We start from the raw sequence: 19,915 nt of genomic DNA, 5'->3' as shown, positions 1-19,915 counted from the left end.
TGTTTGTGTGAAGTGATTCACATCTGCCGTGTCGATGGAGGCGCATTATAGGGAGTTCTCGAGCGCCCGCAATAGAAAAATGGCAGAAAAATGACTGACTGCTGCATTCCCCAGCAAAACCCCGCTTTATACCTCTTTACACACAGAATTATCCACAGGAGAGCGTCAAAACATGACCGCACGCCCCGCGGATCGGCAGCTATATAGAAGGAGAACCATCGGCCTAAAGAGAAAGATAAAAATTCGCGAGCGTTGCGCAAACGTTTTCGTTACAATGCCGCGCTATGACACGGATGCCCGGTTGGGTGCGTTAGGTGAGTTTTTAGGCAAAAACTCACCTAACGCTCTCTGTAATGTTCAAATCCTGGGGATTTAATACCATGCAACAACGTCGTCCAGTCCGCCGCGCTCTGCTCAGTGTTTCTGACAAGGCCGGTATCGTCGAATTCGCGCAGGCGCTTTCCGCTCGTGGTGTCGAGCTGCTGTCCACCGGCGGCACCGCCCGCCTGCTGGCAGATAAAGGCCTGCCGGTAACCGAAGTCTCTGACTACACCGGTTTCCCGGAAATGATGGATGGACGCGTGAAGACCCTGCATCCGAAAGTACACGGCGGCATCCTCGGTCGTCGCGGTCAGGATGATGGCATCATGCAGCAGCACGGTATCGCGCCTATTGATATGGTGGTCGTTAACCTCTATCCGTTTGCCCAAACCGTCGCTCGTGAAGGCTGCTCGCTGGAAGACGCGGTGGAAAACATCGATATCGGCGGCCCAACCATGGTCCGCTCCGCGGCGAAGAACCACAAAGATGTCGCCATCGTGGTGAAGAGCAGCGACTACACCGCCATCATTAATGAAATGGACGCCAACGAAGGCTCCCTGACGCTGGACACCCGCTTCGACCTCGCCATTAAAGCCTTCGAACACACCGCCGCGTACGACAGCATGATCGCCAACTACTTCGGCAGCATGGTTCCGGCCTATCACGGCGAAAGCAAAGAAGCCGCTGGCCGCTTCCCACGCACCCTGAATCTGAACTTCATTAAGAAGCAGGATATGCGCTACGGCGAAAACAGCCACCAGCAGGCTGCCTTCTATATAGAAGAGAATGTCAAAGAAGCTTCCGTGGCAACCGCTACCCAGCTGCAGGGTAAAGCGCTCTCCTATAACAATATTGCCGATACCGATGCGGCGCTGGAGTGCGTGAAAGAGTTCAACGAACCGGCCTGCGTGATCGTTAAGCACGCTAACCCGTGCGGCGTTGCCGTCAGCGACTCGATCCTTGACGCCTACGATCGCGCATACAAAACCGACCCGACCTCCGCGTTCGGCGGCATCATCGCCTTCAACCGCGAGCTGGATGCCGACACCGCGCAGGCGATCATCTCTCGCCAGTTTGTCGAGGTGATCATCGCCCCGTCCGCCAGCGAAGAAGCGCTGAAAATCACTGCCGCGAAGCAGAACGTCCGCGTACTGACCTGCGGTCAGTGGGAAGCGCGCGTTGCCGGTCTCGATTTCAAACGTGTCAACGGCGGCCTGCTGGTTCAGGACCGCGATCTCGGTATGGTCACCGCAGGCGAACTGCGCGTGGTCAGTAAACGTCAGCCGAGCGAGCAAGAGCTGCGCGATGCGCTGTTCTGCTGGAAAGTGGCGAAATTCGTCAAATCCAACGCCATCGTGTATGCCAAAGACAATATGACCATCGGCATAGGCGCCGGCCAGATGAGCCGCGTCTACTCGGCGAAAATTGCCGGGATTAAAGCCGGTGACGAAGGTCTGGAAGTGAAAGGCTCCGCCATGGCCTCCGATGCCTTCTTCCCGTTCCGCGATGGGATTGACGCCGCGGCTGCGGTCGGCATCACCTGCGTTATCCAGCCGGGCGGCTCTATCCGCGACGACGAAGTGATTGCCGCCGCTGACGAACACGGCATCGCCATGATCTTCACCGATATGCGCCACTTCCGCCATTAATTCATGGAGCTGCAGATGAAAGTATTAGTAATCGGCAACGGCGGGCGTGAACACGCCCTGGCCTGGAAAGCGGCCCAATCGCCGCTGGTTGATACCGTCTACGTTGCGCCGGGCAACGCAGGTACCGCGCTGGAGCCGTCGCTGCAAAACGTCGCCATCGGCGTCACCGATATTCCGGCGCTGCTGCGCTTCGCTCAGGATGAAAATATCGACCTGACCATCGTTGGTCCGGAAGCGCCGTTGGTGATTGGCGTGGTCGACGCGTTCCGTGCCGCCGGGCTCGCCATCTTTGGGCCAACCGAAGGCGCGGCGCAGCTGGAAGGCTCGAAAGCCTTCACCAAAGATTTCCTCGCGCGTCATCACATCCCGACGGCGGAATACCAGAACTTCACCGAAGTTGAGCCAGCGCTGGCTTACCTGCGCGAGAAAGGCGCGCCGATCGTCATCAAAGCCGACGGTCTGGCGGCGGGTAAAGGCGTTATCGTGGCGATGACCCTTGAGGAAGCCGAAGCGGCGGTCAAAGACATGCTGGCCGGTAACGCCTTTGGCGACGCCGGACACCGCATCGTCATTGAAGAGTTCCTCGATGGCGAAGAGGCCAGCTTTATTGTGATGGTCGACGGCGAGCACGTCCTGCCGATGGCCACCAGCCAGGATCACAAACGCGTCGGCAACGGCGATACCGGCCCGAACACCGGTGGGATGGGCGCTTATTCTCCGGCGCCGGTCGTGACTGATGAAGTCCATCAGCGCACCATGGAGCGTATTATCTGGCCAACCGTGAAGGGCATGGCCGCGGAAGGCAACACCTATACCGGTTTCCTGTATGCCGGTCTGATGATCGACAAGCAGGGCAACCCAAAGGTCATTGAGTTCAACTGCCGCTTTGGCGATCCGGAAACCCAGCCGATCATGCTGCGCATGAAATCTGACCTGGTAGAGCTGTGCCTCGCCGCCTGCGCCGGCAAGCTGGATGAGAAAACCTCCGAGTGGGATGACCGCGCATCGCTGGGGGTAGTGGTTGCCGCCGGCGGCTATCCGGGCAACTACAACACGGGCGATGAGATCCATGGCCTGCCGCAGCAGGAAGCGGCAGACGGTAAAGTCTTCCACGCCGGCACGAAACTGTCTGACGACCAGCGCGTGGTCACCAACGGCGGGCGCGTACTGTGCGTCACCGCCCTGGGCGATACCGTAGCGCAGGCGCAGCAGCGCGCCTATCAGCTGCTGACCGATATTCGCTGGGATGGCAGCTTTAGCCGAAACGATATCGGCTGGCGCGCCATTGAGCGCGAAAAGGCTAACGGCTAAGTTTCGCCAACAGCGTTTTCCGCGTAATGCCTAACTGACGGGCGGCTTCGGTTTTGTTGCCTCCCGTTTTTTCCAGCGCCGCCAGAATCACCTCTTTTTCGACTTCCACTAGCGGCTGAATCAGCCCCTCCTCGCTCCCGCCTGACGGCAGCGGCGTACCCGCAATCGCCAGCGGCAATTCCCGCCCGGAGATATAGTCCCCGGTCAGTAGCACCACCGCCCGCTCCACCGCGTTTTCCAGCTCGCGAATGTTGCCCGGCCAGGAGTAGTGGATCAGCAGATCCATCGCCTGTGGCGTGAACCCCTTTACCGCCTTACGATTGCGTTCGGCATAGCGTTTGAGAAAGTGCTGCGCCAGCGGCGGAATATCTTCCCGGCGCCGGCGCAGCGGCGGCATCTCAATAGTCACGACGTTCAGGCGGTAATAGAGATCCTGGCGAAAACGCCCGGCGCTTACCTCTTCCGCGAGGTTGCGGTGGGTGGCGGCGATCAGCCGCACATCAACGGCAAGCGTCTGGTTGCTGCCGACCCGCTGCACCTCCCGCTCCTGAATCGCCCGCAGCAGCCGGACCTGCATCAATGGTGAGATATCGCCAATTTCATCGAGGAACAGCGTGCCGCCATCCGCTTCGACAAAGCGCCCTTCACGTCGCCGATCCGCGCCGGTAAACGCCCCTTTTTCATGGCCGAAGAGTTCCGACTCCAGTAGCGACTCATTCAGCGCCGCGCAGTTGAGCGTCACCAGCGGCTTATCACCGCGCCCGCTGCAGGCGTGGATGGCGCGCGCCACCAGTTCCTTACCGGTTCCCGACTCCCCATAGATCAGCACCGTCGCATCCGAAGGGGCTACCAGCGTAATATTATCAAGAAGCGCCTGCATCGCCGGGCTGTCGCCTATCATGCCCCAGCGCGAACTCGCTGCGGCGGGGTGTTCGCCCTCGCTATGCCGGGTGTGTGCCAGCGCCTGGACTAACGTCTGCTGTAACGTGTCAAAATCCAGCGGTTTAATCAGATAATCCAGCGCCCCGGACTTGATGGCCTCCACCGCCGTATCGACGCTGGAGAACGCCGTCATGATCAGCACCGGGATCGCCGGGTTATAGGCTTTAATCTCTTTTAACGTCGCGATACCGTCCATCTCCGCCATGCGAATATCGCACAGCACCAGGTCGAAGACCTGCTGATGGATCAGCTCCAGCGCCTGCAGGCCGTTGTGGGCTAATGCCACCTGATAGCCCCAGCCGCGCAGCAGCGCCTGCAGGATCGTGCAGTGGCTGATGTCATCATCGACAACCAGAATCTGTACCTTATCGCTGCTCATCTTCCCTCCGTTGAGCATCAATCGGTAGCCAAAGCGTAAATATCGCTCCAGCCCCCGGCTGACTTTCGGCGCGGATCGTCCCGCCATGTTGTTCGATAATATTCTGCACCACCGCCAGCCCCAGCCCGGTGCCGTCCGCTTTGGTGGTGAAATAGGGGGTGAAGATGGCCTGCAGCTCTTCGGCAGTCATCCCTTTACCGTTATCTGCGACGACGATTTTCATCCGCTGACGGTCAGCTTCGCTTGCCGATACGCGAATGACGCCGTCACGGCCAATCGCCTGCATCGCGTTCAGGTACAGGTTCAACAGCACCTGGTTCAGGCGGTCGGCATCGGCGTTGATCGTGGAGAGCTCCGGGCGCGGAGTGAATTGCAGCGCGATCCCGCGACTCTGCGCATCCTGGCTGACCAGCTGTAATGAGTGGTGGATAAGCGCGTTGATATCCACCGGCTGATAATTTAAATGCGCGGGCCGGACCAGCTCCAGCAGTTCGCTGACCACCCGGTTCAGGCGGTCGGCCTCTTTGGCCATCACCCGCGCTAACTGATGCGACTCGCCGCCCGGCGGCGTGCGCTCGGCAAAATATTTCGCCAGCCCTTTAATCGACGAGAGTGGATTGCGGATCTCGTGCGCCACGCCCGCCGCCAGATGGCCAAGCGCCATCAGTTTCTCTTTGCGGGCCATCGCCTCCAGCAGTTGTTTCCGCGAGCGACGATAGCGGCGGAACCAGAACTGGGCGAGGATCGTTGCCGCTGTCACCAGCGCGGCGGCGCCCAGCATGATGACCATATTCCGCTGCCCGCGGGCCTGCGCGGCATCCAGCTCACGGCTATCAAAGGCGATAAAAATCACCTGCGGGACGGTGGCTTGAGCCAGGGCGCTGTCGCCGCGATTCATCATGCCCCTATGGTGGCCGCGGGCCGGATTGAGCGGGCGAAACTGGCGATAGACCTCAATGGCCGGCTGCGGCTCGCTAAGCCGCCGCCAGCGCGCCTGTTCGCCAACCGCCAGCGCACGCATCTGCGCGGGGCTGTAGAGCGTTTGGCCCACCTGCTGCGGATCGCTGTGAGCGATGATGGTGCCATTGTCATCAGTCACCGCGAACCACAGGACGCCCGGCTGCCAGGCCATCTCTTCCAGCAGGGCCTGCAGCTGCGCGTGATGCATCCGCATTCCCATGCCGACGCGCGTGCCGGACTCCAGCGCGCGGATCAGTACGCTCCCCTTCTCCTCAATAGTGTGTCGGGCGGCGGTCGTCTCACGACCGTAATCGCGGACGATCATCGCGGAGAACAGCACCACCAGCAGCACCACCGTACCGGTCAGCAGCCAGCTCAGCGCGCCAGCGGCAGCGTCCCGGGAAAAAGGTTTGATCTTCATCGGCGAGTCCTTGTCATCTCCTTTTCGCTATCAGCAGGATCTTTCAGCAGAAATCATGCCATGTTTCCGCACGGCCAAACCTGCTCTCAAACATATCGCCTGCGCTTTAGCGAGTAAAAATGACTCGCCGGTCCCGGGCGGAACGGGTCATTTTTACTCGCCTTCTCTGCCACGGCCTCGGCAGGCCTGTTCGGACGGGCTTTTTCAGGCTGGCATGGAAGATGCAATACCGGGAGAAACCACACAGGAGAAAATGCCATGAAACGGAACCGTAACTTACCTCTCGCCCTCGTCACCCTTGCCGCGCTGACCTTCGGCAGCAACGCGGCCTGGGCCAACCACCACTGGGGCAACAATAACGGGATGGGCAACCAGGGCTACAGCCAGCTGACCCAGGAGCAGCAGGCTACCGCGCAAAAGCTGCATAACGACTACTATGCGCAAACCAGCGCCCTTCGCCAGCAGCTGCAGTCCAAACGCTATGAGTACAATGCGCTGCTCACGGCGCAAAAGCCGGACAGCGGCAAGATTAAAGCCGTCGCTCAGGAGATGGAAGGCTTACGCCAGAAGCTGGATCAGCAGCGGGTGAAATTTGATCTCGCGCTGGCTGAGGCAGGCGTTCCCCGCGGCGCAGGCATGGGATATGGCGGCTGTCGCGGTAGCGGCGGCGGTCATAGGGGCATGAATCACTGGTAAAGGTTAGAAGCTTTTTTCCGTCGGCTGCCAGGTGCAGAAGTTTTCATTGGCCACCAGCAGCAGTTGAGAGCCTTCCGGCGCCTCAAGCCAGGCAATGCTCACCGCGGCGGAAGCGTGGCTCTGGCGGCGTTCAATGTGCGCCAGCGCCCGACTATCGAGGTCGGGCGTCACCGTCTGCCCTTCGCAGGTCAGGACGGTATGCGCGGCGGCGTTCCAGCGCCCCTGACGCAGGACGACCCGACCCTGACGGAGGGCGTCGCTGGTCTGGCGAATCTGCTCGGCGCGATAACGGTACAGCGCGACCTGGTCGCTGGAGAGCTGCTGCTTCTGCCCGTCAACTTCCCGCTGCATAAAGCTCAGATCGCCCTGCGCGTCGAAGCGGGCGCGAATATGTTCCGGCGGCTTGCCGTAGACATTCAGTTCAATAAGCGTCAGCTGATCGCCCTGCCAGCGATATTCGCTGGTCGAGGTGTCCCCGTGACGCCACGGGCTGAAGGCGGCGAGAAGATGGACTTCATCGCCAGAATCTTTACGCCAGATACGCATCGCCCCCTGGTTGTCCGCATAACCGCTGGCGGTAAACGGTGGTAGCGACGCGTTATGGCTGCAGGCAGTTAGCAACAGGATGCCCGCCAGCGCCAGAGGCCGGCGCCAGACAGACAAAAGGGGCTTAATAGCCCCTTCGATAAAACTGTTCACTGCCACGCGGTCTTACTTAACTGCGTCTTTCAGTGCTTTGCCAGAAACAAATGCCGGCACGTTAGCTGCAGCGATTTTGATCTCTTTACCGGTCTGCGGGTTGCGGCCAGTACGCTCAGCGCGGTGGTTCACTTTGAAGGTACCGAAACCAACCAGTTGAACAGCATCACCTTCTTTCAGAGACTCAGTAATTGCAGCCAGGGTAGATTCCAGGGCAGCTTTAGCCTGTGCTTTGGACAGGTCAGCTTTGTCCGCAATTACATCAATCAGTTGAGTCTTGTTCATAAGTTATCCTTACAATGTGTTTATCGCTTGCTAAGCATCGAGTGCGACGGAAATGCCAAAAAAGCACCCTCCTGCATACACGCACCGATAGCCACTTTTTTTCGCCCTCCAAATGTAGACCAGACGGGGGGCGGAATGGAAGCCTTCAGACGCTACAATTCAGGCGGTAAATCACGTTTTCTGGTCTCACTGCTGAAAATTTATACCAATATTGCTCTCGCCGGCCTCACGCAGGTCCGCGCGCAGGCCTTTTATCAGCTCAAGGTCACGCTCTTCGCAGTCGGCCAGCAGGCGGAAAATTTCCCACTGAATGTCCCATTCCTGCTCTACCGCCGGGTTCGCTTTCAGCTCTTCGTCGGTCATTTCGCGGCCTTCCTGGGTCATTTCCAGCATCGCCACGGTGGTGATGGAGGTTTTGCTCACCTCGATCGCGTGCTCGAGCGTTTCGCCGCTCAGACGGGAATGGATCAGTTCGCTCAACGCCACGCAGGCGTCTATGGCCGGATAAACACCGTACATGTCGAAATCATCTGCCGCCGGGATTGCCTCTTCCAGTTTCTCCAGCTGACTGTCGAAATTCACCTTCGCATCTTTGACCGTCAGCGTTTCCCAGATCAGATCCAGGATACGACGGTACAGCTGGCCGTCGCCAAACTCGGTTTGCTTGCAGAACATCGCGTAGTTGGGGTACATACGCTCGCACAGGCAGGCCATAAAAGTGACATGCTGCCAGCTTTCCAGCTTCTCCAGGCGCAGGTGAATCGGGTTTTGTAACATGATGAATTCTCGAAGTCAGAAATTAGGCGCAGTGTACCTGAATCAGCTGTGATTTGCTTGCCAACGCACAAATGACGGACGACGGGACGCCACCGCATCAGCCCAGCGCGTCGGCTCGGGCAGACGATAGCCTCGCATGCAGCGTTCGACCCACATTAAGGCGCTGTCCATGCCCACCCGGTGGCCGGTGCTAATAAACAGCGGGTTGCAGCGGACTTTACTGCGCCAGACCCAGGCCAGTTGTTCATTTTTATCCATCAGCGGGGCCAGCGCGCCGGGGGCATCACCCAGTTCGCCGATTTTTCCACACAGCCGTTTTTTCGCCACCCCGATGGTCGGCACGTCGATCATCAGGCCAAAATGGCTGGCGACGCCCAGCCGCCGGGGATGGGAAATACCGTGTCCGTCAACAAACAACAAGTCCGGTTTTTGCGAAAGCTGCCCCCACGCCGCCAGCAGCGCAGGCGTTTCGCGAAACGAGAGAAAGCCGGGAATATAGGGCATGGAGGTGGCGACGCGCGCCACCTGATACTCCACCAGCTCCAGTTCAGGCCAGGTCAGCAGCACCATCGCAGCTCGGGTGACCTCCCCTTCCTGCTCAAACCCGACATCCGCACCGCCGATCAATACTGGCGGGTCGCGATCCAGTCGATCCGCCCGCTCTACCGACGCGGCTAACTGTTGCTGTTGGATACGGAGTGCGGCTAAATCCATATGGCTGATCTCCTACTGGTGATAGGGTGCGGAAAGACGATGCACCGCTTCAACAAAGACGCCCGCATGCTCAGGATCAACGTCCTGATGGATGCCGTGGCCGAGGTTAAAGACGTGGCCTTCCCCCTGACCAAAGCCGGCGAGGATGGTCGCGACTTCTTCTTCAATACGCGCGGCGGGCGCATAGAGCATGGACGGATCCATGTTGCCCTGCAGCGCGACTTTGTTGCCCACGCGACGACGGGCATCGGCTATATCGGTGGTCCAGTCGAGACCCAGCGCGTCACAGCCGGTCTCCGCAATTGCTTCCAGCCACTGACCGCCGCCTTTGGTGAACAGCGTCACCGGCACGCGGCGGCCTTCGTTTTCCCGCAGCAGGCCATCGACGATTTTATGCATGTAGTAGAGGGAGAACTGCTGGTAGTCGCGGCCGGTCAGCACCCCGCCCCAGGTGTCAAAAATCATCACCGACTGCGCGCCGGCTTTGATCTGCGCGTTGAGATACAGGGTGACGCTCTTCGCCAGCTTATCCAGCAGCGCGTGCAGCGCCTGCGGGTCGGCGTACATCATCTTTTTGATGACGGTGAAAGCCTTGCTGCTGCCGCCTTCCACCATGTAGGTCGCCAGCGTCCATGGGCTACCGGAAAAACCGATCAGCGGCACTTCGCCTTTCAGTTCGCGGCGAATGGTGCGCACGGCATTCATCACGTAGCCCAGTTCCTGCTCGGGATCCGGGACTGGCAGCTTGTCGACGTCGGCTTTGTTTTTCACCGGCGAGGTGAAGCGCGGGCCTTCGCCTGCCTCAAAGTACAGCCCCAGCCCCATGGCGTCCGGGATGGTCAGGATGTCCGAAAAGAGGATCGCCGCGTCCAGCGGGTAACGACGCAGCGGCTGGAGCGTCACTTCGCAGGCCAGCTCGGCATTTTTACACAGCGACATAAAGTCGCCCGCTTGCGCACGGGTGGCTTTGTACTCCGGTAAATAGCGGCCCGCCTGGCGCATCATCCACACCGGGGTGACATCAACCGGCTGACGCAGCAGCGCGCGCAGGTAACGATCGTTCTTCAGTTCGGTCATTTTTACATTCCTTTAGCGTTGATACGCCCAGTGTAACATGTCACTCGAACTCTGCCCGACACATCGCGACGGTATCTTCGATAAGCCGGCGCGCCACCGTCCCCGGCGGCGGCAGAAGCGGCAGATCGTCATAGCGGTACCAGTCCGCGCTGAGTAACTCTTTTTTATCCACCACGATATCGCCCTCCGCGTAATCCGCCATAAAGGCAGTCATCAGCGACTGCGGGAACGGCCACGGTTGAGAAGTCACGTAGCGCAGATTTTTCACCCGGATACCGCTCTCCTCCATCACCTCACGGGCAACGGCCTGCTCGAGGGTTTCGCCGACCTCGACGAACCCGGCCAGCACGGTGTGTACCCCATTGCGATGTCGGGTATGTTGCGCCAGCAGGATCGCATCGTCGCGACGGATAGCGACGATAATGCACGGGGCAATTTGCGGGTAGTAACGTTCACGACAGTGGCTGCACAGCATCGCCCATTCGCTTTTACTGGCATGCATCGGGTGACCGCAGTAGCCGCAAAATTTATGCGATCGATAAAATTCGGCGAGCTGGATCCCCCGTCCCGCCAGCTGAAAGAGTCCCGGATCCTGATCCAGCACCTGGCGTAACGATCCCATGTCATGGCGGCGATCCTGGCGCACCATCCACACCGGATCGCCCTGCCATTCGCCGATATGCAGCGCATGCTGGCCGACAAGATCGAAATTAACCGCTTCGCCATGTGGTAATTCTCCACCTGGCAACCATAATTTTTGTTCGTGACTGACAACCCACCAGCCGCGATCTAATTTTTCAATAATACGATCCATATCTATTGCACTACCTTTGCTTCACTGGCATGTTGTTAACATTATATTTACATTTTTGGTGAGCAGATTTAAATCAAAACTAGCGGAGTCAATCATGCTAAACCAGCTGGAAAATCTGACGGAGCGCGTTGGCGGTAGTAATGAACTGGTCGATCGCTGGCTACAAGTGCGTAAGCATCTGCTCGTGGCTTACTACAATCTGGTTGGCCTGAAACCGGGCAAAGAGTCGTTTATGCGGCTAAACGAAAAGGCGCTGGATGACTTTTGCCAAAGTCTGGTGGATTACCTCTCGTCCGGTCATTTTAGTATTTATGAACGCATTATTGGCGAAATGGAAGGCGATACCCCACTTTTAGCCGCCACCCGGCTTTACCCGCAGCTGGAAGCCAATACCCAGCAGATGATGGACTACTACGATACCTGCCTCGAAAACGCCATTGATCATGATAACTACCTTGAGTTTCAGCAGGCGCTGTCGGATATCGGCGAGTCGCTGGAAGCGCGTTTCGCCCTGGAAGATAAACTGATCGCCCTCGCCGTCGCCCATCATCTGAACGATGAGGTGCGCGATAATATTGCCCCGACCGCTTGAGTTGTGCGCAATTAACGAGTAGTTTACCTTCATTCCCCCTCTCCGGAGGGGATGTCATCTTGTCGGAGTGCTTATTTTCCATGTGAAGGCTAACGTGGAAAAGGCTGAGACCGTTAATTCGGGATCCGCGGAACCTGATCAGGCTAATACCTGCGAAGGGAACAAGAGTAAACTGCTGTTCGCGTCAGTCCGTCAGGGCCGATCGCATCTGTTACTCCATCCGTCGTCTGACAAGCCATGTCCTTTTCATCTGGAATGCGCTATGTCTACTACCAAACTGACCCGTCGTGAGCTACGCGAGCACGCGCAGCGATTTATCGATACGCTGGAAGGCGCTGCTTTCCCTAATTCGCGCCGTATCTACATTCAAGGTTCACAAGCGGATATCCGCGTCCCAATGCGTGAAATCCAGCTCAGCCCAACCCTCGTCGGCGGCGATAACGATAACCCACAGTACGAAGCCAACGAACCGATCCCGGTGTATGACACCTCCGGACCTTATGGCGACCCGGATATTGGCATTAATGTCCGCCAGGGGCTGGCCAGGCTGCGCCAGCCGTGGATCGACGCGCGCAATGACTGCGCCCCGCTCAGCGAACGCAGCTCGGCCTATACCAAAGCGCGGCTGGCCGATGACGGCCTTGATGAGCTGCGCTTCAATAGCCAGCTGACGCCAAAACGCGCCGTTGCCGGCAAATGTGTTACCCAACTGCACTACGCCCGCCAGGGGATCGTCACCCCGGAGATGGAGTTCATCGCCATTCGCGAAAACATGGGCCGCGAACGTATTCGCAGCGAAGTTCTGCGCCAGCAGCATGCCGGTGAAGGCTTCGGCGCCCGCCTGCCGGAAAACATCACCCCTGAGTTCGTCCGTGATGAAGTGGCCGCCGGGCGCGCCATCATCCCGGCCAATATCAACCACCCGGAGTCTGAGCCGATGATTATCGGCCGCAACTTCCTGGTAAAAGTGAATGCTAATATCGGCAACTCGGCGGTGACCTCCTCCATCGAAGAAGAGGTCGAGAAGCTGGTCTGGTCCACCCGCTGGGGCGCCGATACGGTGATGGATCTCTCCACCGGCCGTTATATCCACGAAACCCGCGAGTGGATCCTGCGTAACAGCCCGGTACCGATCGGCACCGTACCGATTTACCAGGCGCTGGAGAAAGTCAACGGCATCGCCGAGAACCTCACCTGGGAAGCCTTCCGCGATACCCTGCTGGAACAGGCCGAACAGGGGGTCGACTACTTCACCATTCACGCCGGCGTACTGCTGCGCTACGTCCCGATGACCGCGAAGCGTCTGACCGGCATCGTTTCGCGCGGCGGCTCAATCATGGCCAAATGGTGCCTGTCGCACCATCAGGAAAACTTTCTCTACCAGCATTTCCGCGAAATCTGCGAAATCTGCGCCGCCTATGACGTGTCGCTGTCGCTGGGCGATGGCCTGCGCCCCGGCTCCATTCAGGATGCCAACGACGAAGCGCAGTTCTCCGAGCTGCGCACCCTCGGCGAGCTGACGAAAATCGCCTGGGAGTATGACGTGCAGGTGATGATCGAGGGCCCCGGCCACGTGCCGATGCAGATGATCCGCCGCAATATGACCGAAGAGCTGGAGCACTGCCACGAAGCGCCGTTCTACACCCTCGGGCCGCTCACCACCGACATTGCTCCGGGCTACGACCATTTCACCTCCGGCATCGGCGCGGCGATGATCGGCTGGTTCGGCTGCGCCATGCTGTGCTATGTCACGCCGAAAGAGCATCTCGGCCTGCCCAACAAAGAGGATGTGAAGCAGGGGTTGATTACCTACAAAATCGCCGCCCACGCCGCCGACCTGGCGAAAGGTCACCCCGGGGCGCAGATCCGCGATAACGCCATGTCGAAGGCGCGCTTTGAATTCCGCTGGGAAGACCAGTTTAACCTCGCGCTGGATCCGTTTACCGCCCGGGCCTATCACGATGAAACCCTGCCGCAGGAATCCGGCAAAGTTGCCCACTTCTGCTCCATGTGCGGTCCGAAATTCTGCTCAATGAAGATCACTCAGGAAGTCCGCGACTACGCCGCCAGACAGGCCATCGACGCCGGCATGGCCGATATGTCGCATCACTTCCGCGCCCGCGGCGGCGAAATCTACCTGAAACAGGAGGAAGTCTGATGTATCAGCCTGATTTTCCACCCGTCCCGTTTCGTCTCGGACTCTACCCGGTAGTGGACAGCGTGGCGTGGATTGAGCGCCTGCTCGAAGCCGGGGTACGTACTCTTCAGTTACGCATCAAAGACCGACGCGACAGCGAGGTGGAGGATGACGTCATCGCCGCCATCGCCCTTGGCCGCCGCTATCACGCCCGGCTGTTCATTAACGATTACTGGCGACTGGCAATCAAGCACCAGGCCTACGGCGTGCATCTCGGACAAGAAGATCTGGAAACCACCGATCTGAGCGCCATCCGCCAAGCCGGGCTACGTCTGGGCGTCTCCACCCATGACGATATGGAGATTGATGTCGCCCTGGCGGCGCGCCCCTCTTACATCGCCCTGGGTCACGTCTTCCCGACGCAAACCAAACAGATGCCCTCCGCGCCGCAGGGGCTCGAGCAGCTTGCCAGACATATCCAACGCCTGGCGGATTACCCCACCGTGGCGATCGGCGGAATTAGCCTTGAAAAGGCCCCGGCGGTGCTGGCGACAGGCGTCGGCAGCATCGCAGTGGTCAGCGCCATCACCCAGGCGGCGGACTGGCGGGCAGCGACCGACCAGCTGCTGGCGCTGGCGGGAGCGGGCGATGAATGATCACGACTTTATGCGCTATAGCCGTCAGCTGCTGCTGGAGGATATCGCCATCGAGGGGCAGCAGAAGCTGTTAGCCAGCCGGGTGCTGATTATCGGCCTTGGCGGGCTGGGCTCCCCGGCGGCGCTCTATCTGGCCGGGGCTGGCGTCGGGACGCTGACCCTGGCCGATGACGACGCCGTGCATCTCAGCAATCTGCAGCGGCAGATCCTGTTCACCAGCGCGGATATCGATCGGCCAAAAGCCGCGGCGGCAAAGATGCGGCTCAGCCAGCTAAATCCGCAGATCAAACTGGTTGCGCTCCAGCAGCGATTAAGCGGCGAGGCGCTGCGCGCCGAGGTGGCGAAAGCGGACGTGGTGCTGGACTGTACCGATAACATGGTCACCCGCCAGGCGATCAATGCCGCCTGCGTGGCCCTCGACATCCCGTTAGTGACCGCCAGCGCCGTCGGCTTCGGCGGTCAGCTGATGGTGCTCACCCCCCCCTGGACGCAGGGCTGCTATCGCTGCCTGTGGCCGGATAGCGACGAACCGCAGCGCAACTGCCGCACCGCGGGGATCGTCGGCCCGGTGGTCGGCATGATGGGCACGCTGCAGGCGCTGGAGGCCATTAAGCTGCTCAGCGGCATGACGACGCCGCGCAACACTCTGCGGCTGTTCGACGCCCGCACCAGCAACTGGCGTAACCTGGCGCTACAGCGTTCCCGGGACTGCCCGATTTGCGGAGGGCGGCATGCAGATCTGGTTTAACGACGAGCCGCTGGCGTGCGCCGACCATCTCAGCGTCAGCGCCCTGCTGACCCAGCTCGAACAGCTGCAGCCGGGCGTCGCGCTGGCGCTCAATCAACACATTCTGCCGCGCGACCGGTGGGAAGATCATCTCTTGCAGGAAGGCGATCGAGTCCTGCTTTTTCAGGTTATCGCTGGAGGCTGACATGTTACGTATTGCAGACAAAACATTTGAATCCCATCTTTTCACCGGTACCGGCAAATTCGCCGCCCCGGAGGTGATGGTTGAGGCGATTCGCGCCTCGGGCAGCCAGCTGGTCACCCTGGCGATGAAGCGCGTCGATTTACGTCAGCACAATGACGCCATCCTCGCCCCGCTGCTGGCGGCGGGAGTCAGCCTGCTGCCGAATACCTCGGGCGCCAAGACAGCGGAAGAGGCGGTGTTTGCCGCCCGTCTGGCACGGGAAGCCTTGGGCACCCACTGGCTGAAACTGGAGATCCACCCGGACGCCCGCTGGCTGCTGCCCGACCCGATTGAAACCCTGAAAGCGGCGGAGCTGCTGGTCCGCGAAGGGTTCGTGGTGCTGCCCTACTGCGGCGCCGACCCGGTGCTGTGTAAACGGCTGGAAGAGGCTGGCTGCGCGGCGGTGATGCCCCTGGGCGCGCCGATCGGCTCCAATCAGGGGCTGGAAACCAAAGCCATGCTGGAGATTATTATCGAGCAGGCGACGGTGCCGGTGGTGGTCGACGCCGGCATCGGCGTCCCAAGCCATGCGGCGCAGGCGCTGGAAATGGGCGCGGACGCGGTGCTGGTCAATACCGCTATTGCCGTCGCCGACGATCCCGTGGCCATGGCCCACGCTTTCCGTATGGCGGTCGAGGCCGGCTTGCTGGCCCGTCAGGCCGGACCGGGGGCGCGCAGCGCGCAGGCGCAGGCCACCAGCCCGCTCACCGGATTCCTGGAGGCGCTGGCATGAAAACCTTCAGCGATCGCTGGCGGCAGCTGGAGTGGGACGACATCCGCCTGCGCATCAACGGTAAAACCGCCGCCGATGTCGAACGGGCGCTGGCGGCCAAACAGCTGACCCGCGACGACATGATGGCCCTGCTTTCGCCGGCGGCGGCCGGGTATCTTGAACCTCTGGCCCAGCGCGCGCAGCGGCTTACCCGTCAGCGCTTCGGCAATACCGTCAGCTTCTACGTGCCGCTGTATCTCTCCAACCTGTGCGCCAACGACTGCACCTACTGCGGCTTCTCGATGAGCAACCGCATTAAGCGCAAGACGCTGGATGCTGCCGAGATTGCCCGCGAGTGCGCCGCGATCCGCGACCTGGGCTTTGAGCATCTGCTGCTGGTGACCGGTGAGCATCAGGGCAAGGTGGGAATGGATTATTTCCGCCAGCACCTGCCGGCAATCCGCAGCCAGTTTGCCTCGCTGCATATGGAGGTGCAGCCGCTGGCGACCGACGAGTATGCCGAGCTGAAAACCCTGGGGCTCGACGGGGTGATGGTCTATCAGGAGACCTATCACGAAAGCATGTACGCTCAGCACCACCTGAAAGGGAAAAAGCAGGATTTCTTCTGGCGGCTGGATACGCCGGATCGCCTGGGCGAGGCGGGGATCGATAAGATCGGCCTTGGCGCGCTGATCGGCCTTTCCGACAGCTGGCGGGTGGACTGCTTTATGGTCGCTGAGCACCTGTTATGGCTGCAGCAACGCTACTGGCGCAGCCGCTATTCGGTCTCCTTCCCGCGTCTGCGTCCCTGCGCCGGCGGCATTGAACCGGCCTCGCTAATGGATGAGCGTCAGCTGGTGCAGACCATCTGCGCCTTCCGCCTGCTGGCGCCGGAGGTTGAGCTATCGCTATCCACCCGCGAATCCCCCTGGTTCCGCGACCGGGTGATCCCGCTGGCGATCAATAACGTCAGCGCCTTCTCCAAAACCCAGCCCGGGGGTTACGCCGACGACCATCCGGAGCTTGAGCAGTTCGCGCCGCACGATGACCGTCGGCCTGAAGAAGTCGCCAGCGCGCTGGCTGCCCGCGGCCTGCAGCCGGTGTGGAAAGACTGGGACAGCTGGCTGGGACGCGCCTCGCAAACCTCATGATGTACAGTGTAAGCGCCTGATATTTTTGCGCGCCTGCACGAGAGATGAAAAACGGAGGCTGGCCCGCCAGGCGCCCTTTTTCTATTCTGCCCGGGTCAGCAGCGGACGCTGACCAGGGCGAACCTTTTCTTCCTCATTTTCGCCCTGCCTCTCCGCGCTGATCGAGGGCCTGTTCATTGTCGCCGAATATAAATCACGATACATGAAGGCCTCAGAGTTATAATTGAGCAATAGTTAACTGATTCGATCGGCAGGCGTCGCAGTCGCAACCTGCGTTCGGACCCATGGTTTATACATCCGGGACGATTAACGATTCATGGCTCTACACAACAGAAAGCTCTCTTTCACGACGCCGATCGTCGTGGGGTTTGCCGGCATCTTGCTCAGTTTTATGCTGATCGCTATTTTTGTCACCCTGGCGCAGCGAAAAGATTTTCTTGAAGATTATCACGACATTAACCGCAACTTTACCCACAACCTGGCGATCAACTACACGGAAACCCTGCTGCGGGAAAATGATTTTATCCTTGGGCGCGCGGTCGCCTTCTTTGCCCGCAATGACGAACTGAATCGCGCAGTCAATGTGGAACCGGAGAAAGGGTTAACGACGCTGATGCAGTTACAGAACATGATGCCGAGCGTCTCATCCATCTCGCTGGCGGATACCGAGGGCCACTATCTGCGCGCCCCGGAGGTGCTGGAAAATGAAGACAGTCAGGCTTTCGATCCCAGAACGCGACCCTGGTTTATCAAACAGGCGGAAGCCAGCACCTTCAGCCACTACACCAGCCCATATATGGATTTTTTTACCCACCATCCGACGATTACCATTTTCAAACCCATCATCACCCCGGAGGGGAAACTCAAGGGCAGCCTGGCCTTTCATCTCGATCTCACCTCCATGGGGTTCGCGCTGCGCCAGATGGTGGCCCCCGTACAGGGCGAGTTTTTTGTGGTGCAGCGTGATGGCAAAGTGGTCCTGCACTCCGACCCTGGCGCGCTGTTTAAACCCTTCGTCAGTAATGAGCTGATGGATAAAATGACCAGCGGCGAGGGGCAGCTTTACGATCCCGGGAGCGACACCTGGTATTACTATTACTCCTTTACCAATCCCGACTGGTTTGTGATTTTCCGTGTCGATAACACTACCCTGGTTAATCTGACGCGCCATGAAACCAATTTAGTGATCGGCGGTTTCGCCCTCGCGGCGATCATCATCATCCTGTTCGGCCTTTATCTGCGTCATGCCTCCCGCACCGTGCTGATGAATATCATCAATGCGATTAAAACCGGCGACGTCAAACGCGCCCCACGCCTCGAGGCGATGCTGAGTAAAGCCATTGAAACTAATAAGCAGCGCGAACTGACCTACGTCCGCCAGGCGACCATTGACGCGCTCACCGGCTGCAAGAACCGCCGCGCCTTCGACAGCGATATTGCCGCGCTGATGAACGATCATCAGCCGTTCGCCCTCGCACTGGTCGATATCGATAACTTTAAATCGATCAACGACACCTGGGGTCACCTCAACGGCGATATCGTTCTGCGTAACGTCGCCCGCGAAGGGCTGCAGGTCCTCCAGCCGCTGGAGATATCCCTCTATCGCTATGGTGGTGAAGAGTTCGCGGTGGTCTTTCCTGCCGAACATATTGATAACGCCCGCACGCTGCTGGAAACATGGCGGGTAAACGTCGAACGGCGCACCTGGCGCGAAGATGGCCTGACGGTCACCTTCAGCGCCGGGCTGGGGGAATGGAACATGGAGCCGCTGGATAAACTGGTGGTGAGCGTCGATGAAGCGCTGTACAAAGCCAAACAGCAGGGTAAAAACCGTATCCTGCGCGCCTAGGACTTTAGCGCCGCAACCGCCCACTTCGGTGGGCTTTTTTATTTTTTCCGGCAAAAATGAAACCGGTTTCAATTTTTGTGTGATGACTTACACACAATCAAGGTAAAGCGGTTGTCGCATCGCCAGGGCCGCGATAAACATAAGACATCACGGAACACAAGGGCCACTGACTATGAAGAATATCGTTTTGTGCTGTGCCGCCGGTATGTCTACCAGCATGCTGGTTCAGCGTATGCAAGATGCCGCGCAGAAGAAAGGTGTTGAGGTCTCAATCAAGGCCGTACCGGTCGCCGAGTTTAAAGATAATCTGGCCGCCGCCGACATTATTCTGCTCGGCCCGCAGGTGAAATATGAGCAGGCGAAGCTGCAGGCGCTGGCCGACCCGTTCGGCAAAAAGGTCGCCGTGATCGATATGATGGACTACGGCATGATGAAAGGTGATGCCGTTCTGGATAAAGCCCTTAAGATGCTGGAGTAATCGATGGAAGATTTAGAAACGATCATCATGGAGCTGCTGGTTAACGCGGGTTCTGCGCGCAGCGCGGCGCTGACGGCGCTACAGCTGGCGCGGAAAGGCGATTTTGCCGCAGCGGAGCAGGCCATGGCCGAGTCCCATGAGTTCGTCAAACATGCGCATAAAATTCAGACCCAGCTTATCGGCCTGGATGAAGGCAGCGGTAAGCTACCGGTCAACCTGATCACCGTGCATTCTCAGGACCATCTGATGAACGCCATGGTCATTCAGGATCTGGCGACCGATATGATTGAACTATACCGTCGCCTGCCCCTCGCGCAATAATCT

The 19,915-nt window shown here is 59.3% G+C and carries 21 protein-coding genes and 1 riboswitch; of the genes, 13 read left to right on the top strand and 8 right to left on the bottom strand.

Annotated elements, in window-relative coordinates; translation table 11 throughout:
• Positions 1 to 380: 380 nt before the first annotated feature.
• Positions 381 to 1,970 carry a bifunctional phosphoribosylaminoimidazolecarboxamide formyltransferase/IMP cyclohydrolase gene (gene purH / locus ABLU95_RS20515; RefSeq protein WP_023291607.1) on the top strand — a complete coding sequence of 530 codons (1,590 nt, stop codon included), beginning with the start codon at positions 381 to 383 and terminating at the stop codon, positions 1,968 to 1,970.
• Positions 1,971 to 1,985: 15 nt separating this feature from the next.
• A complete protein-coding gene (purD, locus tag ABLU95_RS20510; protein ID WP_043523029.1) occupies positions 1,986 to 3,281 on the top strand; it encodes a phosphoribosylamine--glycine ligase in 1,296 nt (431 codons plus the stop codon).
• Here the strand turns inward: purD and zraR are convergent.
• Positions 3,271 to 4,602: a sigma-54-dependent response regulator transcription factor ZraR gene (zraR, locus tag ABLU95_RS20505; RefSeq protein WP_348880355.1), complete on the bottom strand. Its 1,332-nt coding sequence runs from the start codon at positions 4,600 to 4,602 to the stop codon at positions 3,271 to 3,273. The genes purD and zraR overlap by 11 nt on opposite strands.
• Positions 4,589 to 5,983 carry a two-component system sensor histidine kinase ZraS gene (gene zraS, locus ABLU95_RS20500; protein WP_348880353.1) on the bottom strand — a complete coding sequence of 465 codons (1,395 nt, stop codon included), beginning with the start codon at positions 5,981 to 5,983 and terminating at the stop codon, positions 4,589 to 4,591. Before zraS ends, zraR begins: the two co-directional genes overlap by 14 nt.
• Before the next feature lie 258 nt (positions 5,984 to 6,241).
• Between zraS and zraP the strand changes: the two genes are divergently transcribed.
• Entirely contained in the window at positions 6,242 to 6,679 is a 438-nt protein-coding gene (gene zraP / locus ABLU95_RS20495; RefSeq protein ID WP_101978684.1) for a zinc resistance sensor/chaperone ZraP, read from the top strand.
• Positions 6,680 to 6,682: 3 nt separating this feature from the next.
• Here the strand turns inward: zraP and ABLU95_RS20490 are convergent, their stop codons facing one another.
• The 6 genes from ABLU95_RS20490 to nudC form a co-directional block, all read right to left on the bottom strand.
• Positions 6,683 to 7,378 (bottom strand): DUF1481 domain-containing protein, encoded by a 696-nt coding sequence (locus tag ABLU95_RS20490; RefSeq protein WP_023319466.1) that lies wholly within the window; start codon positions 7,376 to 7,378, stop codon positions 6,683 to 6,685.
• A 12-nt stretch (positions 7,379 to 7,390) separates the two neighbouring features.
• Complete coding sequence (gene hupA, locus ABLU95_RS20485) at positions 7,391 to 7,663, bottom strand: nucleoid-associated protein HU-alpha (RefSeq protein ID WP_002884342.1); 273 nt, start codon at positions 7,661 to 7,663, stop codon at positions 7,391 to 7,393.
• Between the two features lie 186 nt (positions 7,664 to 7,849).
• Positions 7,850 to 8,440 carry a YjaG family protein gene (locus tag ABLU95_RS20480; protein WP_348880351.1) on the bottom strand — a complete coding sequence of 197 codons (591 nt, stop codon included), beginning with the start codon at positions 8,438 to 8,440 and terminating at the stop codon, positions 7,850 to 7,852.
• A 42-nt stretch (positions 8,441 to 8,482) separates the two neighbouring features.
• Positions 8,483 to 9,154, bottom strand: coding sequence for a deoxyribonuclease V (nfi, locus tag ABLU95_RS20475; RefSeq protein WP_348880350.1), 672 nt, complete (start codon positions 9,152 to 9,154; stop codon positions 8,483 to 8,485).
• A 12-nt stretch (positions 9,155 to 9,166) separates the two neighbouring features.
• Positions 9,167 to 10,231 carry a uroporphyrinogen decarboxylase gene (gene hemE / locus ABLU95_RS20470; RefSeq protein WP_348880349.1) on the bottom strand — a complete coding sequence of 355 codons (1,065 nt, stop codon included), beginning with the start codon at positions 10,229 to 10,231 and terminating at the stop codon, positions 9,167 to 9,169.
• A gap of 40 nt (positions 10,232 to 10,271) precedes the next feature.
• Positions 10,272 to 11,045 (bottom strand): NAD(+) diphosphatase, encoded by a 774-nt coding sequence (gene nudC, locus ABLU95_RS20465; protein WP_023291599.1) that lies wholly within the window; start codon positions 11,043 to 11,045, stop codon positions 10,272 to 10,274.
• Between the two features lie 94 nt (positions 11,046 to 11,139).
• Here nudC and ABLU95_RS20460 point away from each other — a divergent pair, with 94 nt between their 5' ends.
• The 10 genes from ABLU95_RS20460 (at position 11,140) to ABLU95_RS20415 (ending at position 19,912) form a co-directional block, all read left to right on the top strand.
• Positions 11,140 to 11,637 (top strand): Rsd/AlgQ family anti-sigma factor, encoded by a 498-nt coding sequence (locus ABLU95_RS20460; protein ID WP_023291598.1) that lies wholly within the window; start codon positions 11,140 to 11,142, stop codon positions 11,635 to 11,637.
• 53 nt (positions 11,638 to 11,690) lie between these two features.
• A riboswitch (TPP riboswitch) is annotated at positions 11,691 to 11,815 on the top strand.
• 84 nt (positions 11,816 to 11,899) lie between these two features.
• Entirely contained in the window at positions 11,900 to 13,795 is a 1,896-nt protein-coding gene (gene thiC, locus ABLU95_RS20455) for a phosphomethylpyrimidine synthase ThiC (protein WP_048296413.1), read from the top strand.
• On the top strand, positions 13,795 to 14,430 hold the full coding sequence (thiE, locus tag ABLU95_RS20450) for a thiamine phosphate synthase (RefSeq protein ID WP_101978687.1): 636 nt from the start codon (positions 13,795 to 13,797) through the stop codon (positions 14,428 to 14,430). The genes thiC and thiE overlap by 1 nt, the downstream gene beginning before the upstream one ends.
• On the top strand, positions 14,423 to 15,178 hold the full coding sequence (gene thiF, locus ABLU95_RS20445; RefSeq protein ID WP_348880346.1) for a thiazole biosynthesis adenylyltransferase ThiF: 756 nt from the start codon (positions 14,423 to 14,425) through the stop codon (positions 15,176 to 15,178). Before thiE ends, thiF begins: the two co-directional genes overlap by 8 nt.
• Positions 15,162 to 15,362 carry a sulfur carrier protein ThiS gene (gene thiS, locus ABLU95_RS20440; protein ID WP_017901114.1) on the top strand — a complete coding sequence of 67 codons (201 nt, stop codon included), beginning with the start codon at positions 15,162 to 15,164 and terminating at the stop codon, positions 15,360 to 15,362. Before thiF ends, thiS begins: the two co-directional genes overlap by 17 nt.
• 1 nt (position 15,363) lies before the next feature.
• On the top strand, positions 15,364 to 16,134 hold the full coding sequence (gene thiG, locus ABLU95_RS20435; RefSeq protein WP_004206751.1) for a thiazole synthase: 771 nt from the start codon (positions 15,364 to 15,366) through the stop codon (positions 16,132 to 16,134).
• Positions 16,131 to 17,264 carry a 2-iminoacetate synthase ThiH gene (gene thiH / locus ABLU95_RS20430; protein ID WP_023291594.1) on the top strand — a complete coding sequence of 378 codons (1,134 nt, stop codon included), beginning with the start codon at positions 16,131 to 16,133 and terminating at the stop codon, positions 17,262 to 17,264. Before thiG ends, thiH begins: the two co-directional genes overlap by 4 nt.
• Positions 17,265 to 17,580: 316 nt before the next feature.
• Positions 17,581 to 19,113: a sensor domain-containing diguanylate cyclase gene (locus ABLU95_RS20425; protein ID WP_017901111.1), complete on the top strand. Its 1,533-nt coding sequence runs from the start codon at positions 17,581 to 17,583 to the stop codon at positions 19,111 to 19,113.
• Positions 19,114 to 19,285: 172 nt separating this feature from the next.
• Positions 19,286 to 19,591 carry a PTS sugar transporter subunit IIB gene (locus ABLU95_RS20420; protein WP_002884150.1) on the top strand — a complete coding sequence of 102 codons (306 nt, stop codon included), beginning with the start codon at positions 19,286 to 19,288 and terminating at the stop codon, positions 19,589 to 19,591.
• Positions 19,592 to 19,594: 3 nt separating this feature from the next.
• Positions 19,595 to 19,912, top strand: a complete 318-nt coding sequence (locus ABLU95_RS20415; RefSeq protein WP_004206755.1) for a PTS lactose/cellobiose transporter subunit IIA — start codon at positions 19,595 to 19,597, stop codon at positions 19,910 to 19,912.
• Positions 19,913 to 19,915: the final 3 nt, after the last annotated feature.

This window comes from Klebsiella sp. GG_Kp146 (assembly GCF_040061975.1).
GTDB classification, from domain to species: Bacteria; Pseudomonadota; Gammaproteobacteria; order Enterobacterales; family Enterobacteriaceae; genus Klebsiella; species Klebsiella quasipneumoniae.
This window is presented reverse-complemented; position numbering and strand designations above follow the sequence as displayed.

Coding starts and splice junctions, on each gene's coding strand:
- purH (WP_023291607.1), top strand. CDS start 381: ATGCAACAACGTCGTCCAGTCCGCCGCGCTCTGCTCAGTGTTTCTGAC.
- purD (WP_043523029.1), top strand. CDS start 1,986: ATGAAAGTATTAGTAATCGGCAACGGCGGGCGTGAACACGCCCTGGCC.
- zraR (WP_348880355.1), bottom strand. CDS start 4,602: ATGAGCAGCGATAAGGTACAGATTCTGGTTGTCGATGATGACATCAGC.
- zraS (WP_348880353.1), bottom strand. CDS start 5,983: ATGAAGATCAAACCTTTTTCCCGGGACGCTGCCGCTGGCGCGCTGAGC.
- zraP (WP_101978684.1), top strand. CDS start 6,242: ATGAAACGGAACCGTAACTTACCTCTCGCCCTCGTCACCCTTGCCGCG.
- hupA (WP_002884342.1), bottom strand. CDS start 7,663: ATGAACAAGACTCAACTGATTGATGTAATTGCGGACAAAGCTGACCTG.
- ABLU95_RS20480 (WP_348880351.1), bottom strand. CDS start 8,440: ATGTTACAAAACCCGATTCACCTGCGCCTGGAGAAGCTGGAAAGCTGG.
- nfi (WP_348880350.1), bottom strand. CDS start 9,154: ATGGATTTAGCCGCACTCCGTATCCAACAGCAACAGTTAGCCGCGTCG.
- hemE (WP_348880349.1), bottom strand. CDS start 10,231: ATGACCGAACTGAAGAACGATCGTTACCTGCGCGCGCTGCTGCGTCAG.
- nudC (WP_023291599.1), bottom strand. CDS start 11,045: ATGGATCGTATTATTGAAAAATTAGATCGCGGCTGGTGGGTTGTCAGT.
- ABLU95_RS20460 (WP_023291598.1), top strand. CDS start 11,140: ATGCTAAACCAGCTGGAAAATCTGACGGAGCGCGTTGGCGGTAGTAAT.
- thiC (WP_048296413.1), top strand. CDS start 11,900: ATGTCTACTACCAAACTGACCCGTCGTGAGCTACGCGAGCACGCGCAG.
- thiE (WP_101978687.1), top strand. CDS start 13,795: ATGTATCAGCCTGATTTTCCACCCGTCCCGTTTCGTCTCGGACTCTAC.
- thiF (WP_348880346.1), top strand. CDS start 14,423: ATGAATGATCACGACTTTATGCGCTATAGCCGTCAGCTGCTGCTGGAG.
- thiS (WP_017901114.1), top strand. CDS start 15,162: ATGCAGATCTGGTTTAACGACGAGCCGCTGGCGTGCGCCGACCATCTC.
- thiG (WP_004206751.1), top strand. CDS start 15,364: ATGTTACGTATTGCAGACAAAACATTTGAATCCCATCTTTTCACCGGT.
- thiH (WP_023291594.1), top strand. CDS start 16,131: ATGAAAACCTTCAGCGATCGCTGGCGGCAGCTGGAGTGGGACGACATC.
- ABLU95_RS20425 (WP_017901111.1), top strand. CDS start 17,581: ATGGCTCTACACAACAGAAAGCTCTCTTTCACGACGCCGATCGTCGTG.
- ABLU95_RS20420 (WP_002884150.1), top strand. CDS start 19,286: ATGAAGAATATCGTTTTGTGCTGTGCCGCCGGTATGTCTACCAGCATG.
- ABLU95_RS20415 (WP_004206755.1), top strand. CDS start 19,595: ATGGAAGATTTAGAAACGATCATCATGGAGCTGCTGGTTAACGCGGGT.